The sequence below is a fragment of the Microlunatus sp. Gsoil 973 genome, assembly GCF_009707365.1.
GTDB lineage: Bacteria > Actinomycetota > Actinomycetes > Propionibacteriales > Propionibacteriaceae > Microlunatus.
Map to the genome: position 1 here is coordinate 195,726 of NZ_CP046122.1, position 15,938 is coordinate 211,663.

The 15,938-nt window shown below is 70.0% G+C and carries 10 protein-coding genes, 2 tRNA genes and 1 pseudogene; 5 read left to right on the plus strand and 8 right to left on the minus strand.

The window, feature by feature from the left end; genetic code table 11:
- The first annotated feature begins 85 nt into the window (after positions 1-85).
- Together GJV80_RS00965 and GJV80_RS00970 are read left to right on the plus strand one after the other, a co-directional pair.
- A tRNA-Pro gene (locus tag GJV80_RS00965) sits at positions 86-158 on the plus strand.
- Between the two features lie 83 nt (positions 159-241).
- Positions 242-736, plus strand: coding sequence for a YdeI/OmpD-associated family protein (locus GJV80_RS00970; protein ID WP_154686324.1), 495 nt, complete (start codon positions 242-244; stop codon positions 734-736).
- On the opposite strand, the gene GJV80_RS00975 is transcribed toward GJV80_RS00970, so the two are convergent.
- Positions 733-1,134: a hypothetical protein gene (locus GJV80_RS00975; protein WP_154686325.1), complete on the minus strand. Its 402-nt coding sequence runs from the start codon at positions 1,132-1,134 to the stop codon at positions 733-735. The genes GJV80_RS00970 and GJV80_RS00975 overlap by 4 nt on opposite strands.
- A gap of 73 nt (positions 1,135-1,207) precedes the next feature.
- Here GJV80_RS00975 and GJV80_RS00980 point away from each other — a divergent pair, with 73 nt between their 5' ends.
- Both GJV80_RS00980 and GJV80_RS00985 read left to right on the plus strand, forming a co-directional pair.
- Complete coding sequence (locus GJV80_RS00980; RefSeq protein WP_154686326.1) at positions 1,208-1,426, plus strand: hypothetical protein; 219 nt, start codon at positions 1,208-1,210, stop codon at positions 1,424-1,426.
- 118 nt (positions 1,427-1,544) lie between these two features.
- Positions 1,545-1,618 (plus strand) — tRNA-Gly (locus tag GJV80_RS00985).
- 11 nt (positions 1,619-1,629) lie between these two features.
- On the opposite strand, the gene GJV80_RS00990 is transcribed toward GJV80_RS00985, so the two are convergent.
- Both GJV80_RS00990 and GJV80_RS00995 read right to left on the minus strand, forming a co-directional pair.
- Positions 1,630-2,076, minus strand: a complete 447-nt coding sequence (locus GJV80_RS00990; RefSeq protein WP_230207992.1) for a hypothetical protein — start codon at positions 2,074-2,076, stop codon at positions 1,630-1,632.
- A 494-nt stretch (positions 2,077-2,570) separates the two neighbouring features.
- Entirely contained in the window at positions 2,571-2,906 is a 336-nt protein-coding gene (locus GJV80_RS00995) for a dihydrofolate reductase family protein (protein ID WP_370518873.1), read from the minus strand.
- Between GJV80_RS00995 and GJV80_RS24800 the strand changes: the two are divergent.
- Positions 2,885-2,953 (plus strand): annotated as a pseudogene (locus GJV80_RS24800) (hypothetical protein); the annotation flags it as partial. The gene GJV80_RS00995 and the pseudogene GJV80_RS24800 sit on opposite strands and share 22 nt — an antisense overlap.
- A gap of 55 nt (positions 2,954-3,008) precedes the next feature.
- On the opposite strand, the gene GJV80_RS01000 reads toward GJV80_RS24800, so the two are convergent.
- From GJV80_RS01000 to GJV80_RS01020, 5 genes are all read right to left on the minus strand, one after another.
- Positions 3,009-3,182 (minus strand): hypothetical protein, encoded by a 174-nt coding sequence (locus GJV80_RS01000; protein WP_154686328.1) that lies wholly within the window; start codon positions 3,180-3,182, stop codon positions 3,009-3,011.
- Positions 3,183-3,341: 159 nt separating this feature from the next.
- Positions 3,342-3,950 (minus strand): hypothetical protein, encoded by a 609-nt coding sequence (locus tag GJV80_RS01005; protein ID WP_154686329.1) that lies wholly within the window; start codon positions 3,948-3,950, stop codon positions 3,342-3,344.
- Between the two features lie 245 nt (positions 3,951-4,195).
- Complete coding sequence (locus GJV80_RS01010; RefSeq protein ID WP_154686330.1) at positions 4,196-6,034, minus strand: hypothetical protein; 1,839 nt, start codon at positions 6,032-6,034, stop codon at positions 4,196-4,198.
- Positions 6,035-6,043: 9 nt separating this feature from the next.
- Entirely contained in the window at positions 6,044-12,289 is a 6,246-nt protein-coding gene (locus GJV80_RS01015; protein ID WP_154686331.1) for a hypothetical protein, read from the minus strand.
- Complete coding sequence (locus tag GJV80_RS01020) at positions 12,286-15,528, minus strand: hypothetical protein (protein ID WP_154686332.1); 3,243 nt, start codon at positions 15,526-15,528, stop codon at positions 12,286-12,288. The genes GJV80_RS01015 and GJV80_RS01020 overlap by 4 nt, the downstream gene beginning before the upstream one ends.
- Positions 15,529-15,938: the final 410 nt, after the last annotated feature.

Sequence of the window (15,938 nt, forward strand, 5' to 3'; positions counted from 1 at the left end):
GGACATCCGAGAAGGAATAAGCCGAATGAATTTGAGGCGCTCTGCTGGTGCCCTAGACTCTTCGGGCACGCCGATGACGGCGCGCCGGGGCGTAGCGTAGTGGCTAGCGCGTCTGCTTTGGGAGCAGAAGATCGCCGGTTCGAGTCCGGTCGCCCCGACCGGGAAGCGCCGGATCAGAACGAACTCAGCTCGGCTCATCCAGAGCTACCGCCGGACCGGCGAAGCTGGCAGCATCGGGCAGATGCAGCCACAGCGATTCACCGGCACGGTGCAGGCAGGACCGCGGGGTGGCGGCTCGATCGCCGTCCCGTTCGACCCGAACGAGGTCTGGGCGTCGAAGTCCCGGCACCTGATCACCGGCATGGTCGGAGGATGCAGGTTCCGTGGCGAGATCGTGACCGAGGACGGCGAGGCATACGCGTTACCGCTCGGCCCGGCATGGCTGCGGGACGCGACGGTGGGCGTCGGCGACAGCGTCGAGGTGGTGATCTCGCCTGAGGGTCCGCAGCGCGCCGATCTGGCCGAGGATGTCGCCGCCGCGCTCACCTCTCACCCGACCGCGGGCGCCTTCTTCGACTCGCTGGCGCAGTTCTATCGCAAGGGTTACCTGCGGTGGGTCGACGCGACGAAGAACCGACCGGACGAGCGGGAGCGGCGGATCGAGCAAATGATCACTCTTCTCGAAGCCGGGGAGAAGCAGCGTCCGCGATCGACTGGTGGGCGGGGCGGCAGCTAAGCCGCACCAGATAATCGGCCGCTGGCCGCTGCCCAGATCGCGATGATGACCACGGCTGCACTGCCGACGACGAGCGCGAGAATGATGATCCAGGTGGGCGGCGGCGTCACGCCCGGATGCCGTCCCATCGTCGTGGCCGGCGACTTGCCGTAGAACTCCTGCAGATCGGCCTTCCTGGTGCCGAAGATCCGCCGGTGCCAGTGCGCCACCCGCGTGTCGATGATCTCCCGCAGCCAGCGTGCCGCCTGGGAGTTCGGATCGAGCCTGCTGAGGACATCGGCCTCCTGCTGCGCACGGGCCCGATCGGTGCTCGCGGCCAGCCACGTCCACAGGCCGGTCACGACCGCGGAGAGGACCAGCGCGATGGCGCCGATGAACGCGACGAGCATGATCGCCATAGTGGCACCCGCTGCTGCCGGACGCGACCGCGACAGGAGACAATGGGAGTACGGCGGATCGGCGGGAGGGCCTATGGACAGCGACGCAGCTCGTCCCCGGTGGATAGCGGCTCCGGACGGGATCAGCACGCCCCCGCTGCTCTGCCTGACCTGCTTCGCCCTGCTGCCGAACGATGAACGGATGGCGTCGGCGCATGTGGCCCGGCATGACCAGGAGGACCGCGAGGAACGGCTGCTGCGGCTGCTCAGCATGAGGATGCCAGGGCGTCACCGCCGTCATCACGGATCCTGAGCCTGCGGGCCCGCCGCATTCGGCCCGCCGGATCCGGCCGGGTGGCCAGTTTGGCGGGCGGCCTCGTACGACCAGTACACTGTCGGCTTGTCATCCGGCCCCTGGCCGGATCGGCAGCGCGGATGTAGCTCAATGGCAGAGCCCCAGCCTTCCAAGCTGGTCATGCGGGTTCGATTCCCGTCATCCGCTCCAGTCGTTGATACCTAAGCGGTCCGCGCAACGGGCTGTCGGGCCACAGCCACCACGAACGCAATCGCGAATGCCACGTGCACCACCACGAAGATCTGGGCCAGGTCACGTGCTGTGCCACCGGCGACGCCGATGATGTCGTTGACCGCGACGACGCCGAAACCGACCAGGTTGGCCAGCACGACCGTCCGGCGTACGACGGCGGCATCGGCGCGACAGGCCATCACGTTGAGTACGGCGATACCGAGGAACGGCCCACCGAGCAGACGAAGCAGAGCGATCAACTCCGAGGACGGATCCTCGGGCACGGCCCCGACGCCGAACTGTGCAGGAACGATCAGCAGCGCCAGGCCGAGGGCACCCAGGTAGATCGCTGCGATGACGAGGAGAACCTTCGTGTAGCTGGTCATCGGGCGCCGCCCCTCGGGTCGATCACCGTACGGCTGAGCTGTGGTCGTCATCGGCCTGCCTTTCCTCACCCTGATTCCCAACGGTTGAATCAGTCTGGGGTCCCAACCGAGGCGGTGGTCAAGCACCGTGAAGGACGTGGCGGAAATCGAGGGGTCGCTGTCGGATTGGCTGGGACCAGGAGGACGGGTAGCGGTGACCAGCCCCGCCGGCGGTACTCCGCCGGGAGCCGCACCAGTTGGTCGGCGCCGCACCGTTTGCTCGTCCGCGCACCCGTTGCAGGCGGTGCGTGGCCGAGTAGGTGGTGCGCCGTCGAGTTGGCAGTGCGGGACCGAGCAACTGGTGCGGGACAAGTTTGCACCACCGACGATGACGGCCATGCCGTGACCGCGGTGGGTGATGCGGCCCACCATCGGCATCCACGTGTACGGCGGCGACATCGGCACCATCAAAGCGACGGTCGTACGATCCCGCCCACCGGTGCGGTTGAGTGGTTCGTCTCGGATTGGGACACACCGGACGGGGCCGGACCGGCGGGTTCCTCCGGTCAGTCGCGGAGCGCGTAGGTCAATATCGCGTTGCCGACCGAGGTGAAACGGGACTCCACCAGCCGTAGCCGGGTGACGGGCACCGTGTCGTCGAAGAGACGCGCTCCGTCGGGCGTGACCACCGGGAACACCGTCAGCATCAACTCGTCGATGACACCGGCAACGAAGAGCGACCGGATGGTTGCGATGCCGCCGACGACGCTGATGGACCCTTCCGAGCCGTTGTCCCGCAGGGCCTTGACATGGTCCACGGGGTCACCGTCGATGACCGTGCTGTTCCAGGGCAGCTCACCCGACAGCTCACCCGACAGCTCACCCGACAGCTCACCCGACAGCTCACCCGACAGCGTGGAGGAGATCACGTGCTTGGGCACCGCGTTGATGAACGACGCGAAGGGCTCGATGTCACTGCCCGGCCAGAAGGCGGCCCAATCCCGTCAGAGGTTGGCGCCGATCACGACATCGGTCACTGGGCCGATGGCGGCAGCGATCGCGTCGTCCTCCTCCGGGCCGAACGCGTCGAACTGGAAGAGGTTCGGCGCCTCGACCACGCCGTTGAGTGAGCTGTACTGGTGGGCGGTGACCTTGCGGCTGATGATCTTGGGGCTCATGGCGTTGTCGTCCTCCGAGTCTGGTGCCGGGGTTTTCCGCCGGTATGAGATGGACGACGCAGCGATGCAGAACTGAGCGGTGTTCTGCGAAAGATGACGATGCAGGAAGGACGATGCAGGAAGGACGATGCGGGAAGGAGGACGCGGGGGTCAGCGCCGTCAGCCTACGGCCGGACTGATGATGTCGGATGCCGTAAGGACGGCGGGAATCTCCTGCAACGGCAGCCGGGAGCGGCGATCCCGGGAGCTGCGCCGGGCGTATCCGTCGTCGAAGTACTCCAGCAGCACCCGGATCGCGGCTTCGGGCCGTCCTGCATGGAAATGGCTGATCGCCCGGTCGGTGCGGCGATTGCCGAGTCGTCGTCGGATCCGCTGGGTGGCGTTGATCAACTCCGCGGGCGGGACGTTGCCGTAGCTGCCGGCCAGGCGGCGGACGCGATCGTCGAACGGTGGCGCGAGCTCCACGGTTTCGGCGGTGGTGATCATGCCGGTGACCTCCGGCGGCAGCCACAAGGGCCCGATGTGCGGACCCTCGTCCTCCAGCCACACCGGCCGGTTGGGATCACAGGCGCGGAGCGACGCGCGGATCGCGGCATGGAAGCCGGGCTCGCTCGGCAGCGGGGCAGCGATCCCGATGCGCCCGAAGCTCGATCCGCGGTGCGCGGCGAGTGCTTCAAGATCGATGACTTGCGCGCCGGCGGCGGCCAGGCGTTCCAGCATCGCGGTCTTTCCGGCTCCGGCCAGCCCGGTGAGCACGATGACCCGCACAGTGCCTCCAGCGGCCGCAGGTTCAGTGCCCCCTGGACGGAAGACCGGAACGGAACTCCGCATCCACGGAGCAGAACGCACGGCAACCGCCCAGGAGGACTCCCATCGGTTCTGAAATTCTTCAGATTCCCCGGTCCAAATTCGAGTGTGCTCTGCACTACCAATGGTGATCTCATCCTTGGTCGCGAGGGGGACACGGTCAAGGGTCGAAAGGGCCGTGGTTGGTTCCCTTTCGGTCGAAGCCGCTAGCCGACGATGCGGTCGAAGGCGAGACCGGACCGGGCCTCGCCGCGGCCGGACGTCACGCGGCGGGCATGCCAGACGACGGGTGTGCCGTCATACCTGCGGGCCCGACGCATCAGGCCCCTGATCTGCACGCCGGACCGTGGCACCTCCTCCTCGTGCACGTAGTAGGGCGCCAGCCGGTTGTCCTCGTCATCGATGCCCGACCGCAGGATCGAGGTGACCGGGCGGATCAACGTGTCGTCGGGCCCGATCGTACGGCGCATGGTGCCGCGCTGCAGTTGGATCGCCCGCGACTGTCCCGGCAGGTGCACCGGGATGAAGGGAATCCAGTTCTCGGCGACCTCGGTCTGCAGGATGTAGCGCAGCCGGGCAACCCCGGTGCCCTCGGTCGGATCGGTGATGGTGCCGGTCGTGTCGGCATTCGGGTCGAGTTGCTGGCGCATCCGGCGGGATGCTTCGGCGGCATCCCGGGATCCGTGCAGGCCGTCGGGGATCCGCTGTTCGATCGCCCACACCATGTCGGCCGTCTCGTCGCGGACCAGGACCACCTGCTCCAGCGGTTCCCCGTCGCTGATCTGCGGCAAGGTCTGTGGCAGATAGAGGTGTTGCGGCAGGGGCGCCTGCGCCGCCCCGGACGGTCGCGGCGCAAGGCTGAACGCATCCCATCGGGTCCAGTCGGAACCTGCCGGCTCGACCGTCGGCTTGACCAGGGTCCGCCAGCCGAACGTGTCGGTGACGATCACGCCCTGCAGTTCGGCGACGCTGCCGACAGGTTGCCGGCCGATGATGGTGAACCAGTCGTTGCTGTACAGCAGTGCGAACTCACTGACCACGATGCGTGCCGCGTCGGTCGCGTCGGCGCTGAGCTTTCCAAGATCAACAGCGGCGTCCTCGAACTGCCACCAGCGTGGTTTCGGCATGCCCGGATATTCGGCCGGCACCGGGATCACCGTCCGTACGTCGATGGTTGCCCCTGCCGCCGCGTCGGCTGCCGTCTCAGCTGCCGTCTCCGAACGGGTTGCGCCCTGGTCGAAGGAGTACCAGTCGAGATGCCCGCCCTGATGTTCGGCGGCGCTCAGTTCGGTGCGCGTCCCGCCGCCTCGCGCCTCTCCGCTGACCGCATACTCCAGCTGGTCGCCCTCCCAGTGGCTGCCGTTGGGGTCGATGCCGGGGGCCGGCTGCGGATAGGTGCTCGCGAACCAAGCCCGGTACGCCAGCAGAACGTCGCGCACCAGGTCGGCCTGGCCGCTGGGTAGGGCAGCCGCGAACTCGGCCGGGAACATCGCGACGGTCAGGTCCGGTGGCGTGAACTCGTACACCCGGACACCGTCAACGCAGCGACCACGCAGGGCGTGCCGGGCACGCGCCGCGCGTTGCGCCGTACGGTCGCGGGCGACCGCGATCGGATCGACGGGCTCGGTGTCCAGCGGCCCGAAGAACCGGTAGAAGATCTCCCGGTAGACCCGCGGATCGTAGTCGTCCGGGTCGACCCCGGAGGCGATCACCGCAGTGTCCAGTCGGCTCAACAGGGTCCGACCGAGCCGCGCCCGGACGATCAGCGGGAACGAGATCGGCAGACCCTCGGTGACCGAATCCACTCCGTCATCGGGTCCGGCGCCCGGCACCACCACCGGGCTGATCTGCCGGGCCAGGGTCGCGAAGATCGCCGACCCGGCATCGGTGCCGGCGAACTCGCCGAACTGCCATTGCCGGCCGAGCATGAACATCGGGTCGGCGATCTTTGCCGCAAGCGTGCCGGCGAAGTCGACCTCCCGGGCCCGGGGTTCGAGCCGGGACCAGATCCGCAGCGGTTCGCACGTCGCAGAGATGAACGCCATGGCAGGTTCCTAGGGATTGTTCTGGTGGAAGTCGAGGATCACGCGGTCACCCGCAACGTCATTTCCGGCGGCGTTCGGGACCACCTCGCCGACCAGCAGCGGCAGCAGTTGGCCGTAGCGGCTGAAGCCGATGTGCTCCACCTCGACCAACCGGTTGCGGGCGATCTCGAGGGTGTCGTGCAGTGTCGCGGCGAGGTCGGTGAGCGTCCAGGGGCTGTCGAGGACGGGCGGCACGGCAACCAGGATCGCCTGCGGGGCGGTCGCGTCGGGCTGGTCGTAGTGCAGCGCCACCCCGGTGATCTCCTCCCGGTAGGGAACAGACTCACTCCACTCGTCGACCAGCAACGCCGTCCCGGTGCGGCCCTCGGACGGCAGCTGGTCGGCTCCGAAGATCACGACGCTGACCCTGCCGGTCAAGGCGGCCGCGTCAGGCAGCGGTCCACCGAGCCAGGGATCACCGTCGACGTGGGGGAGCTGCGCGACCGAACCGGTCAATGCCGGTCGTCCCAGCGCCTCGGCCAACACCTGCAGGTCGGTCAGATCGGCCGCCCCGGGACGGACCGCGGCCGCCCCCTCCAGCCAGGAGTCGAGGTCGCCGGAACCCACGAGAGCGGTATCGAGTGCCGTCTGCAGGTCCGGCCGGACCGGATCGAGCCCGACTCGCGGCACCAACGTGGCCCCCTCAGCCAGGAGATCCTTGGCGGCCTGGACCCAGGCGCCGGCCGGTTTCGGGTCGGCGGCCGCGGCCAGGGTGGCCTCGGCCGTCCGGCAGCGACCGGCGAGGTCGAGGAAGGCGACCTCCGCCGACTGCAGCAGTTCGGTGCTCACCTGGAGACGCGACAGGTAGCGCCGGGGCAGCCCGACCCGGATCCCGTACGTCTGGGCTGCCTTGGCCGCGGACCGCCAGGCCTCGTGGACCGCCCAGAAGCCGTCCAGCCGGGCGAGCTTGGCGGCGACCTCTTCCGGGGTGCCGCTGGTGATGTCGAGCACCGGAAGCCAGGCGCTCGGGTGCTCGGCCGCCGGATCCTCCGGCAGAGCCGTACGGATCGTGCCCAACCAGACGGCCGGATCACTGTCCAGCACCCCGTCGTCGAGGGCGGCATCCTCGGCCAGCAACCGAGCCAGGGTGACGGCCGCCTGTCGGGCGCTGTCCAGGAGCCGTTGCACCCGGATCGACAGCTCGTCGGTGTCCACGCCGTCCCCGGCGGTCGCGGTGAACTCGGGCGCGGCGTAGTCCGACGCGATCGCGGGTTCGGATTTCCCGAGCAGATCTGCGCAGGTCTCCAACAGCGGCGCGACATCGGTGATGCTGCGGATGCCCGGGCCCCAGGCCGGCGCCCGTAGGGACTCGATCGTCCAGCTGTCGGTAGCGGTGGTCTGCGGCCCGTCCGAGGTCACCACCCCGGGCTGATCGGGCGGTAGATCGGTCGGCCGCAACTCATCCAGTACCCGTGCGGTCAGGGCGCCGATCGCTGCATCGAAGCCGTCGCCCACCAGGGCGACCAGGTCCAGCGGCTGCAGGCCGAGCTCGGCGATCGACAGCTCCGGCAGCGCCGCCCCGGGTGCCGGCCGGTCGGAGCGGAGCCGGACCCGGATCGCCGCCGGATCGCCCAGCAGCGCGGCGAGCCAGGCGTTGACCGTCGGCTCCAGTGCGGCCCGCGGAGTCATCGGTACGGCCTCCCATCCGGCCGGTGGGACCGCCGGCTCGGCACTGCTCACCGGCAGCTGGAGGATCAGCTTGTGGCTGACCGGCAACCCGGTGCGTGGCGTGTCGGTGACCTCCGGATCCGGGATCGCCTTGCCCTCGCTGAGCGCGGTCAGCACGGCTGCCGCCCGGGCGTGGTTGCCGCGAACCAGCTGGTGAACCGTCTCGCTCGTTGTCAGGTCGGCCAACGCGTCCAGCGCATCGGCGATCGAGTCGATCCCGCGCAGCACCCCGGACAGCCTGTCGGTGTCGGTCCTGGGCGGCAGCGCACCCGGTTTCGTGCCCCAGGGGTGACCGCTCAGGTGGGCCGACAGGGTCTCGTACAGCGTGCCCTCGGCGTCCGGGTCGTTGTCAAAGACCCAGTCCAGCAGGGTGCGGACCAAACCGAGCCCGTCGACGACGTAGCGGGTCGGTTCGGGCACCGCGCCGGCGTCGGGGTCGACTGCGGCGACCGTCGGGTACGCCCGGCGCAACGGGAAGATCGCGGAGTCGAGTTCGACCACCTGCGGCGTGTCCGGGCGGGCGTAATACTCATGCAGGAACCGCTCCAGCCGGTAGCCGAGCAGCGCACCAAGATCATTTCCGGCCCGTACGCCGTCGATCAGGGACAATGCGACCCGGACGCGGTCGGAGGACAGGTTGATCGACATCTCGTTGCCGAAGGAACCCTCGGCGGTCTGCGACCGATAGGCCGCACGCAGGATCGCGGCGGTCACCGCGTGGGTCGGCGACGGTGTCTGGATGAAACCTTCGCCGCTCGGGTCGGAGGTCAGCGGTCGGCCGGGAAGGCCGGCCAGCGCGGCCGGAACTCCGGTTGCCGCAGGTGCGCCCGGAGTCGGTCGCAGATCCTCGACCCAGCCGTACGCGCCCACCTGCGCTCCGCCCGGGTGACGCCGGCGGAGCGTTCGGAGCCGCCGGTGCGCGAGCCCGGAGAGCCAGCCGTCCAGTCGGTAGCTGCACAGATCCAGGTGCTCGCGGGTGAGGACAGTCATCCGGTCGGCAGGCAACCGGGAGAAGTCGGTGACGTCGCTGCGATGGTCCCGCACCCGGGTCGGCCGGTTCGCGTCGATGACCTCGGCCATGAAGCGGTTGTTCAGGTCGCCGGGCACCGCCGCCTGGGAACCGCCGATCTCGACGAGATGGTTGACGGTGCTGAAGAGCAGGCCCCAGGCCGAGGTCTGCGACAGCGAGCCGTTCGACCAGGTCTGGTAGAGGCTGGATGAGCCGAGAAGAGCCAGTGCCGGCTCGTCGAACAGCCCCCGGCTCAGCAGGCCGTCCGCTGCAGCCTGCCGGGCTTCGGTCAGCAGGGCGTGCCGGGCCAGCAGTTCGGCAAGACCGACGTCGGACAGGTCGCTTTCGGTCCGGGCCCGAAGATCGGCCAGGGTCAGATCCAGAAGACTGCGGATCCAGGTTCCGGTGTCCGGTCTCGAGCCGGCCGCTGCGGCCGACACCACGCCCTGCAACGGCCACAGTCCGGTGAGCAGCCGCAGCCCGTACGCCCGCGACGTCTCGATCAGGTCCAGGACCGGCTGCCAGTCCGTGGCTGCCCGCCCGGTGACGGGATCCCGCGGTGCCGAATCGGCCGGCAGCCCGAAGGCGGTACGGAAGACTTCCGCAAGATGCTCCATCAGTGCGAACGGCCCGAACGCGGCGTCGGTGTCGACCGTCGACCCGTCGGCCGGCGGGATCCCGAAGCTGAGGCCGAGGTCGGGTTGGCCGCGTACCCCGGTGCGGTCGGCGACGTTGACGGCGAACCGGTAGCTCGAGCCGACCGAGGACGATTCCAGGCCGAGCATTCCGAGGAAGTGCTGCTGGGCGTCGAAGCCTTCGGTGCCGACCTCTGGACTGTGCGCGTGCCTGACCGCTGGCCGTCCTGCAGATCCCTCGCGGATCTCCGACCAGTCCTGGTGCAGGCGGCGGAGCAGACTGAGCAGCACCTCCTCGAACCGTTGCTGCCGCGCCCTCTCAGCGGCGGATGCGGTGTCGGATCCCGCGTCACGCAGGTCTGGGACGAAGCGGCTGAGGGCGACCGCCGGCAGCAGTCCGTACGGTTGGTCGTCGACCCGGACCGCGGGCAGCAGGCTGCGGGCGGAGACGTCGCCGAGGGCGTACGAGCGCAGCCGGCTCCTGGCGTCCCGGCTGATCAGTGCCGGCGCGAGTTCCTCCAGGGCGTGACCGATGGTTCCCGGGTAGAGGGCCCGGTTGGTCAGCAGCGCGTCGCTGGCATCGGTGCCGTCGGCGCCCTCGATGTGGGACAGGACGGCGGCGTCGATGCCGAGTGCGGTGGCCAGCCGGCTGCCGTCGGAGTCGTCGACGGCGGTGACCAGCGAGGGGCCGCGTTCGATCGGGTACGCCAGGTCCGGGTCGTCGGTGCTGGAGTATCCGGCCTGCTGGTCCTCAGTGTTGTTGGTCGGTGTGCCGACCGGCAGCAGGGTCAGGCCGTCACCGGTGTAGTGGTGGTTCTCCAGCATCGCGGTCAGCCTGGCTTCGCCGTCGGCCGCGTCGCCGTCGGCGAGGCCGAACACCAGCAGTTCGTCGAAGCCGTGCTCGGCCTGCTGGGGCGTGAGGGTCAGGCGAAGCGCCATCCCTTTCGCCTCGGCCTCGTCGAAGTCGGTCATCCAGCGGATCGAGTCCGGCACCACAAGGCTGCCGTCCTCGTCCAGGGCGAACGTGTCGCCGGACGGATCAAGACCGAGTTTGAGATCGGCCGGGATCGGCCGCCCCGCAGCCACCGTGCCCGCCTTGCCCTCGGCGACTGTGACCACCGCGAACCTGGCCGGCAGGACGGTCGACGACGCCGCCCGCGTCCAGGTGCCGCTGCGGCTGCCCACCTCCGGCGTGGTCGGGCGCGGAACCGGTTCGACCGGCAGTGCACGGATCCGGCGGGCAAACTCGTCCAACAGCCCGATCCAGTCGGCCGGGACATTGCCGAACACGGTGCTGAGTCCCGTGACGGTGGCCTGCTGGGTCTGCAGCCGCCCGGCGATGGCTGTGGCGGCCGCTCCCGGCAGCGTCTCGGCGGCGTCGATCGCGGTCCGAAGATTCTGTACGGCGCGTACCACGGCGGTGAGCTGGCGGTCGGTCAGGGTCTGCAGGTCCCGGACGACCGGCTCCCGGCGGGTTCCAGACCGTGGCCTGGCCGGGACGGCCCGGGTGTCGAGGCCGGCCAGCCGCTTCTCCAGTGCGGTGATCGCATCGGTGATCGCCTTGGCCTGGGCTGCGCCGCGCGTCGGCCCGGTCGCGACCGGTTCGGTGGCCCGGGCGATCCAGGCCGCTCGCCTGGTGCTGCGGCCGATGCACAGTGCCCGCCAGGCACCCTTGCGGAGTTCCTCGTCGTCTCCGGCTGCCGAGGTCGCGGACCAGAAGTTGGTTCCGTCGACGCGTTCGGTCTCGGTCAGCTCGTCCTCGTGGGAGTCGACGGCAAGCGGTTCGGGGTAGAACCGAACCAACAACTGGTGCACGGTTCTTGTCGCCTTGGCGAGGGTCCACACCGTGCCCGCGGTGCGCTCGGGGACGCTGACATCGAGTTCCGGTCGGTCGCTCGGGGTGGCGGCGATCTCGGCGCGCAGTTCGGCGGCGCCCGGACGGCCCGCGGCTGCATCCAGCCGGGTCAGCAGGTCGGCCTTGAGCGCCCCGGGGAGCACGGTGATCCCGGCGGCGGCGGCTCGCAGGTCCGGGCCGAGGCCGGCGGTGGCGTCGGTGAGCCGCTCCACGATCAGTTCGGCGGCTTCCGCGGCGGCGACCAACTGGGCCCGGTCAAGCGGCACCGCCCGGCGCGCGCCGACGGTCTCCGGGCTGGTGTCGTCGTCGAACACCACTCGTCGTGGCGGCTGCGATCCTGCGCTGCCGGCGGATGGACCGGGCAACAGACCCGGGCGCAACGGTCGACCGATCGGCGTACGACCGAGATCGCGGGCGACCTGTGCGCCGGTCCGGATGCCGAGTTCGGCGACCAGGCGGAGGGTCGGCTCGACCCTCCTGCGGATCGTGCCGGTCAGCTCCTCGAGCACGGCCACCTGGTTCTTCAGGGATGCCCCCAGCCGGTCCCGCTGGTAGTCCGACCGCAGGCCCGCCAGCGCATCGCCGGCCGCCGCCGAATCCCGGCGCAGGCTGGTCAGCGCCGCGGTCAGCGCGCGTTGCTGCTCGGGCGTTCCGGTGGTGATGGGTTGCTGCGCGGCGTGGTGCAGTGACTCGAGCTCTGTCGCCAGTGCTGCCAGATCGCGTTCGGCGGCCTCGTACAGCGGTACCTCGACGGTTTCCTTGAACGCCTTCTGTTCAACGACGGTTCCGGTCAGTTCGGTGACGTAGCTGCGTCCGGCCAGTCGCCGCAGGACGGCGGTGACGTCGGCGAGCTGGTCGAGGAGGTCGGCCAGCGGGTCGCTGGTGTCGGGCACCTCGACGGCGGTGAACCGGGTCTCGACGCGGACCGGGATGAGCACCGCCGGGACCTGCGGGTCGAAGCCTCCGGCGATCGCGGTGAGGTCATCGACCGCGGCGGCAGTGGCAGGATCGGTCTTCAGGGTCGACCAGTCGACCGTGTTCGGCGTCATCGCGGTACCCGCCTCGACGGATCATCCGGCAGATCACCCGGCATCTCGACCGGGAGCATGTCGGTCGCATGGCGGGCCAACCACACCGGGTTCTGGCAAAGGATCGACGCCATGTGCGCCGAACTCTGGCCCCAGGCGGGCAGTCCGACGGTTGCCGGGGTCAGTCCCGCGTTCGCGTCGACCAGGACCTGGGCCGGCAACTGCTCCGTCGATGGGGGCCCGGCGGCATGTTGCAGATGTTTCCAGTTCAGGTCGTTCCAGCTGAGCAGTTGAGGTGCCGGGGAGTTCCGATCCTCATCCAGGTCGAGACCGAAGCGCAGCTGGCCCGGGCGTTCCATGAAGCAGAAGAAGAATCCGGCGTCGGTGGTCGTCCCTGCCGCTTCCTGCTCGGTCATCTCGAAGCCGTACAGGGAGATGTCCGGGTCGAGCCGGCCGGTGATCACCGGGTAACGGACCTCACCGGTCACGTCGAGCGTCCGCGACGTGGTCCCGTCAGCGTCGGTGAAGACTCCGCGCTGGGCGAAGACGATGGTGTCGGGGAATCTCACCAGGAGTTCGGCACGGACGACCAGTACCAGCAGCCCGGCCAGTTGCGGGGAGTTGGCTCCCAGGTCGCGCTTCCAGAGGTGAACCTCCGGAATGTCCGGTGGCCGGTCCTCGCCGGCGTCGGCTGCGTCGAAGAACCGTGCGAAGTACGTCCCGCGTTGGTCGGTCGGGTATTCGTTCCAGAGCAGTTCGCGGGCGAACTCGGTGTTCACGCCCGCCAGCAGGGACTCGATGAACCGCACGTTGGGCACCATCAGCGCGATCGACTCCGTCGGCAGGCCTGCGATGTTGGGGATGATGTAGTCCTGGCCCAGCTGCCGTAGCGGCTCGAAGAGCGGGTCGTCGAACGTCGGATGGGCCATCACCGGATTCAGCCGGCGGCTGGTGGCGAGGTCGGCCGACAGATCGCCGATGCCGCCGAGCACGGTGGCCAACCGGGCGGGCATCGCCACCTGCGGCCGCAACTGCAACGACACCTGGCCGGCCAGCGTTGCCGGCGCGGGTAGCTCGGCCGCCGGCGGCGGGATGGGCCGGGAGCCGGCGAGGGCGGAGAAGTCGGCGAGCGCTGCGGCGAAATCGACCGCGGTGCTCAGCCCGGCGGTGGGGGCCAGGGACTCGAAGGTGGCAGCCGTGCTCGGCGCGATCACCACGCCGAGGTAGTTCTTGCCGTCGATGGTCGAGCCGTAGTGGTCGGTGAACGTCTGTGCGGGCATCCGGAGCACCGTCGGCTCGTCACCACTGCCGACGGTCAACGTGCTCAGCGCGTCGATCAGGGTGATCGCCTCATCCCGCAGTTCCGCGTTGGCGGTCACCGTTCCCGGGTAGGAGGAGTCCAGCCGTGATCGGATGCCCGCGCGGATCGCGGCGAGCGTCGCGGCGGCGAGCGTGCCGACCGCCCGACGGGCCTCGACCTCCTCCCCGGCGAGCACCGGCAACACGTCCCTGCCGCGCGGCAGCTGCGTGGCCACCGCCTGCGCGGCCGTCAGCACGAGGCTCGGCGCGACCCCGAGAGCCGGGTCGGGCGCCGGCGGCGCCGCCGATACGGCGGTATCGGGGTCCTCGTTGAGCCGGTCGAGCAACCCACCCTGCAGCCCGCCGCGCGGTCCATCGAGCCGCCCGCCGCGCAGGTCGGTCGCGGCATCGGTCAGCGACCTGATCAGCGGCCGGGCGGGCCGGATGATCCGGCGGAAGGCCGGCGCCTGGGCCGCGGCAGGCACTCGGCTGGCGTCCACCTCACCCCGGATGGTCAGGTCATCGCCGTCAGCGACGCGCAGTGCCGAGAGTGCTCCTGCCGTCAGTCCGAGCAGCCGGTCGGTCGTGGAATGGGAGACGTGCTTGGCGAAGACCCGTTCGTTGGTGTTCATCGCCAGTTCTGCATCCCGGAGCCGCTGGTTGACCGCGTCGAGTTCCTCGACCTGGGCCCAGGCCCGCTCCATGTATTCCTCGTCGCGTTGCCGGACGATCTCGGCGCCGAGGCCGGCGGCCGCACGGTTGCGCGGGTCGAGATTGAGTTCGGCGAGCCAGCGGGTGGACGGCGTGGTGTCGGCGATCCGTTCCAGGCCGGCATGCTTGCGGGCATACGCCGGAGGGGTGACGACGGGGTCTTCGCCTGTGTCCGCGCCCGCTGAGGCCACACCGGCGTCCCGGAGATCGACGGCCAGGTCGACGACCTCCCGCAGCTGGTCGATGACCGGTGCGCCCGGTGAGGCGGGGTAGGGCGCGCGGCCGTCGAAGTCGACGGGTGCCAGCGCGCCCTCGAGCGCCACTGTCGTACCTGCCGGAACATCGACGTCGGCACCGGGATCGGAGATGTCGAGGGCGCGGGTCCCGAACCCCTCGGCCTCGATTCGGTACGCCTTGGGCCTTCGGGCGAGCACCTCGAAATCGGTGACCTGCGGGCTGGTCCGGAATGTCCAGTCGTAGAGCACCGGGAACATCCGTGGCTGGCCCTGCCCCCAGGACGGCTGCTGTGCCGGCACTGTGCCGGGCTCGGCAGGAGTGCCGAGGCCGGCGAGCCGGCCGGCCTCGAAAGCCGGCACGACGAAGCCGCGATAGCCGGTGTCGAGCTCGAGCCGACGCGGGCAGACCAGCCTCGACAGCGCCAGGTCCGGGGAACCGGTGACGTAGCCGTCGAGCCGGTCACCCGGGTCGCCCGCGCCGAGGGCGCCCTGGGTCTGGACATGCGCCCAGGCCCAGGTCTCGGTCACCGGAGGCAGCGGCGCGCTGTCGGTCACGGTGAGGATGGCCACCTCTCCAGGGACGGCGGTCCGCGTGTATTCGCCGTCGGCGAGCACCAGCAGCACCACCCACGGCCGGAGCTTGTGATCGGCGGTGGCCCGGGCAGGGGTGTAGCGCCACGGGAAGTCCTCGTCGTAGAACTCGACATAGGCCAGTTCGCCGGCGGCTGCGTTCACGCTGCCCTGCACCGGCGCGGCGCGAAGCACGGCGTCGGGTGTGAAGCTCTTGATGTCGCCCGGGCCGACCAGCGACACCTGCTGGCTGACCGTGGCGGGGGCCGCCGCGGGAGCGCCCGGAGCGGGCGTCGACTCCAGGGTGATTGACGCGGTCAGGGTGGCACGGTCCTTCGGGCCGGCGTTCGGGGTCCGGCCGAGGTGGTCGACCTGGTCGACGCGGGTGGCGATGCCCCGCCGTGACCACGGCAGGAAGCTGTATTCCGGCAGTTCAACCGACAACCTGCACCTCCGGGACGATCTGGAAACGCCGGCCGTCGGCCGGTACCGCGGCGAGCCGCTGTTCGGCTTCGGTCCTGGTGACCAGTGCGGTGCCCTGGGCGGCCGGAAGCCCGTCGGCGCCCAGTGGGGCCAGCGAATCCCTTGGCGGTGACCGCGTACAGCGGCTCGGCCGCGGCTGCCGACAGCACTTTGCCCCGCTCGGCGAGCCCGCGCTGTGCCTTGGCCTGGCTCGACCTGCCGACCGCGCCGCCGGCGACCAGGCGGGAGAAGGAGAGCCGGGGGTTGGCGAGCACCGCCGGTGGGGTCGGTGCCTCGGGGTCCGGGTCGTCGATGATGATCATCTCGTAGCTCTGGGCGTGGTGCAGCACGAAGTCGGCCTGCAGGGTCCGGCCGGAGTCGGCCTGGACGCC

Coding starts and splice junctions, on each gene's coding strand:
- GJV80_RS01000 (WP_154686328.1), bottom strand. CDS start 3,182: ATGAGCCCCAAGATCATCAGCCGCAAGGTCACCGCCCACCAGTACAGC.
- GJV80_RS00980 (WP_154686326.1), top strand. CDS start 1,208: ATGGACAGCGACGCAGCTCGTCCCCGGTGGATAGCGGCTCCGGACGGG.
- GJV80_RS00990 (WP_230207992.1), bottom strand. CDS start 2,076: ATGACGACCACAGCTCAGCCGTACGGTGATCGACCCGAGGGGCGGCGC.
- GJV80_RS01010 (WP_154686330.1), bottom strand. CDS start 6,034: ATGGCGTTCATCTCTGCGACGTGCGAACCGCTGCGGATCTGGTCCCGG.
- GJV80_RS00970 (WP_154686324.1), top strand. CDS start 242: ATGCAGCCACAGCGATTCACCGGCACGGTGCAGGCAGGACCGCGGGGT.
- GJV80_RS01015 (WP_154686331.1), bottom strand. CDS start 12,289: ATGACGCCGAACACGGTCGACTGGTCGACCCTGAAGACCGATCCTGCC.
- GJV80_RS00975 (WP_154686325.1), bottom strand. CDS start 1,134: ATGGCGATCATGCTCGTCGCGTTCATCGGCGCCATCGCGCTGGTCCTC.